Source organism: Sporosalibacterium faouarense, assembly GCF_016765695.1.
GTDB classification, from domain to species: Bacteria; Bacillota; Clostridia; order Tissierellales; family VENL01; genus Sporosalibacterium; species Sporosalibacterium faouarense.
On sequence record NZ_JAETGO010000028.1, the window covers coordinates 1 to 4,282 of the forward strand.

At 28.7% G+C, this 4,282-nt stretch carries 2 protein-coding genes; both read right to left on the reverse strand.

Annotated features, from left to right (window positions below; all coding sequences use genetic code 11):
• Positions 1–146: 146 nt before the first annotated feature.
• A complete protein-coding gene (locus JMO20_RS04385; RefSeq protein WP_202708322.1) occupies positions 147–3,296 on the reverse strand; it encodes a DEAD/DEAH box helicase in 3,150 nt (1,049 codons plus the stop codon).
• A gap of 169 nt (positions 3,297–3,465) precedes the next feature.
• Positions 3,466–3,885 carry a hypothetical protein gene (locus JMO20_RS04390; protein WP_202708323.1) on the reverse strand — a complete coding sequence of 140 codons (420 nt, stop codon included), beginning with the start codon at positions 3,883–3,885 and terminating at the stop codon, positions 3,466–3,468.
• Positions 3,886–4,282: the final 397 nt, after the last annotated feature.

Sequence of the window (4,282 nt, forward strand, 5' to 3'; positions counted from 1 at the left end):
TATATTATTAACACTAGTATGGTTACTATGATAAGGAATAGTCCTTTACTAGATCTCCCTTTTAGCCTCATCAAAAACACCCCCTCTACATTATATGCAATGGGGATGGATATAATATTTTGCCCTGATATTAATTTTGAATATCACTACAGTACATTCTTATTAGCTTTAGGAACAAACATAGGTGGCATTTCTTCTTTCAGGCTCCAAATAAAGCTCATTGGTTTATTACCCGAATGAGATACATATTCACAAGACCCTAAGAAAACAAAAGGAGATGTATATCCATTTTCTTTCTTATACTCCCTTACAAACAAAGCAATTTTATTTCCTTCCTTTTTATGATTAATATATCTCTTTGCAGTATTACTATCCTCACTTACCTTGCTCTGTGTTTGCCAATGAAATAACCTCTCATTTATAGCATAATCTTCATACAATGTTGAAGGAGAAAAATCCTTTTCTGATTTATTCAATGTTATAAAAAATATATCCAGTTTCTTATCATTAAAATGTTTAACGCCTTCTCTAAAGGATGGACTTTTCATTTCATTAAAATAATCTAAAGATGCTAAGACTTGAGAAGTTGTATATTTACTGTGTACTCCTAATGGACATGAAAAGCTAAAATCATTACCTATTTCAAGAGAATTTATATTGTTGTAATTATATCTTAATATTGCTGTAATTTCTTCCCTCATCTCTTCAGATTTTAATATCTTTTCAATTCCTTCTTTGATTGAATTTAATCCTTCTTTTTGAGGATTTTGACTGTAGAACGAATAATAAAACATATTTAACATAAGTCTATCATCTTCTTTACTAATAGTTTTATTTTCTATGTATCTTAGAATAAACTTAATTAGCCTCACTGAATTTAAATGAAATAAACTTGGCAGTCTTCTTGTTATTAATTTTTCACTATCACATTTAAATTCTTCTTTCATCCCTGCCTCAACCATCATTCTATTAAAGGACCTATCCCCATTTTTACCATAGAAATCATATAATGATAATTTATGAAATCTTAAAAAGTTTTCTAAAGTCAGCTTTAATCCAGAGTCTTCACTAAAATACTTCATTTTACTTACGAGATTTCTTCTATTATTAGCACTCTCTTTAATATTCCTAAGAATATATTTTCTAGCTTGCTTTTCTAACTGTATAAAGCACCCTTTCGGTAAGTTCAAAAATCCGTTTTTAATATAATGTTTTATTGAGTGCTTTGTTTGACCTACCAGTGCTCTAAACTTTTCTTCAAAATTATAATTTTTATGTGCTTGACCAACAAAGTCCAATACAGTAAGACATTCTTTTCCCTCCGATAGCCTTAATCCTCTACCTAATTGCTGCAAAAAAACTGTTAAACTTTCTGTAGGTCTCAAAAACAAAACTGTATTTACTTCAGGTATGTCAACCCCCTCATTGTATAAATCAACAACAAAAATAAACTTAATTTTCCCATTAATAAGTTTATCCTTAGCTTCATTTCTAAGATTACGTTTTGATCCACCATGTAATGCAATTGAAGGTATATTTGATTTGTTGAAAAAATCTGCCATATAATTTGCATGCTCTACACTAACACAAAAACCTAAGGCCTTAACATCATCCATATCTGTAACATATTTTTCAATACTTTTTATTATTTGGTTACTTCTAACCTTACTTGAGGTATATACATTCTCAAGTTCTTTAATATTGTAGCCTCCTCTACTCCACTTAAGCTTTGATAAATCCTCTGTATCACTTACGCAGAAGTATTGAAAAGGACTTAGCAGTTTTCTATCAATGGCTTCTGTCAATCTCATTTCTGATGCAATTGTACCGTCAAAATATTGTAACACATCTTTGCCATCCATTCTCTCAGGTGTTGCTGTTAGTCCTAATAATATCTTTGGTTCATAATGGCTTAATAGTTTTTGATAGGACTCAGCAGCTGCATGATGGAATTCATCAATAACTATAAAATCATAATACGTACTAGTTGTTTTCTCATATAACTTCATACTATTAAAACTCTGAATACTAACAAATAAATGCTCTATTGATTCTGGGGTACTCCCACCTACAAGCAAATCTCCAAAGTTAAAATCCTTTAATATAGCTCTAAAAGTATCTCTACTCTGTTTTAATATTTCTTCTCTATGTGCTACAAATAGAAGTTTTGCACAATTTCCATTTTTCTTCTTAAATCTTTTATAATCAAATGCAGATATAACTGTTTTACCTACCCCTGTGGCAGCAACTAATAAATTTCTTGACCTATCAAAAACCTCTCTTTCTACTTGAAGGTTTTCTAACATCTCCTTCTGATAATGATAGGGTCGTATATCAAAGTTAAAAGTTATATCATTTTCTTTAACTTTCTTTTTTAAGGCTTTTTTTAACTTTGTCTTGTCATTTTCATTTTCTCCATTAAAATGTATAAACTCATCATCATTCCAATAACTCTCAAAAGTAGCTTGAAATTTTTTTATAATATCAAAAGAATCTTTCTCAGTTACTTTAATATTCCATTCTAAACCTGATGTAAGAGCAACATTAGAAAGGTTAGATGAACCTATATATGCAGTTGTAAAGCCTGTCTCTCTCTTAAACATATAGGCTTTAGCATGTAATCTAGTTCTGTTCACATCATAAGATATTTTCAATTCTGTATTCTTTAGTTTGCTTAATTCTAAAATTGCTTTAAAATCTGTAGCCTCCATATATGATGTTGTTATAACCCTCAGTTTACCATTTCTATTTTCTGTGAAGTCTCTTAATTCTTCTATAATACATCTTAATCCACTCCATTTTATAAAAGAGACTAGCATATCTATAGAATCACAAGAAGCTATTTCTCTTTTCAATTCACCAAGCATATTAGGTTCATAATGAGATCCTGTAAATAATGAACTCTGAGATAATGGTGTAATTGGCCTTACACTGCTTGAATTGTTAATAGTTCTTGCATTATTTATCTTGGAATATATGGAAGTTAGAATTTCTCCTTCTCCATTAATCTTCAATTCTTCAAATTCTTCCTCATCTATATGTTTACTTAGTGTTGATATTATATCATTGCAAGTTTTAATTTGGTTTAATAGAGCCTCCTTATCATCACTATTATTACCTCTAACATATCTTAAAGCTCTTCTAGTTACACTAGAAATGTATGATGATAATATCTTTCTAGCTTCCTCAACGTCAATATCTTCCTTTTCTATGTTATAGTGACTTAACTCTAAATCATCAATTTCATTCTTAAGCTTATTATTTATTATTTCTTCATAAATACCTTCTTTAAGCATTTCTTCACCTCTACATTTAATGAGTTGTATTGTTTTCCATTATATAACAATGTTTATATAAAAAAAAGCACCCTAAGGCACTCTAACTAAATTCAAATAATAATTTAAAGCAACTTATTCTAATTCATGTATGACAATCATGATAATTTTAATTCCCAAAAGGGTTATTTTAGTTTTTACGTTCTTTTTCGATTACATATTCCTCTTCAAATTCATAAGATTCTCCATCGTGAACGAAATAGCTAAACTCCCAGTTAGTTTTCCCAAAATCATCTGTAGAATAATGATAAATTTTCTTTGATTTAGTATCTTCAAAATATATTAATACACTTTCGTTAAATTCTTTTTCAAAAGCTCTATAGTAATGTGTATTTTTAAGATTTAATTTTATTTTATTTTGTATACTTTCCTGAGCTAGATACTCCTTAGTTTTTTCGAATAACTCATCTCTTGTCTCCCTATTAAAATTCTCATCACTATAATAATTTACTCTTAGAGTAATATCACTTTGATATATTTTCACTTTATTAATAGCATCATACTCTTTGATTAGCTCTTTAAAATATGTATTAATATCTTTATCTTTCACCTTAGTAACCTCTGCGCATCCCATAAGAAAAGTTAATAGACATAATTCAATTATTATTAACCAAAATAACTTTTTCTTAATTTTAATCCCCTCCTTTGCAAATATAAAATACATTAAAATTTCAGTTCTTCAATCTTATTTTCAATTTAATGATAATATATTTACACCTATATTTTATATAATGTTACCATTTTTTACAAGTGTTCTTTAGCTATACCTTCCAATAATTAGACCACAAAAATAGTGCCCTTAGGCACTCCCCCTTTATGTATATTTCAACTATTCTAAGCTATAATACAACTTAACCTTACCAATGGCAATAACATAACTCTCACCTTAACCTCAGACATGGCTATAATTGTCGGTTTTAAATTTCTATCAACTAAAATAAATCCAT

Bases quoted from the DNA above. Each gene is read 5' to 3' on its own strand.
- JMO20_RS04385 (WP_202708322.1), bottom strand. From the start codon at position 3,296: ATGCTTAAAGAAGGTATTTATGAAGAAATAATAAATAATAAGCTTAAG.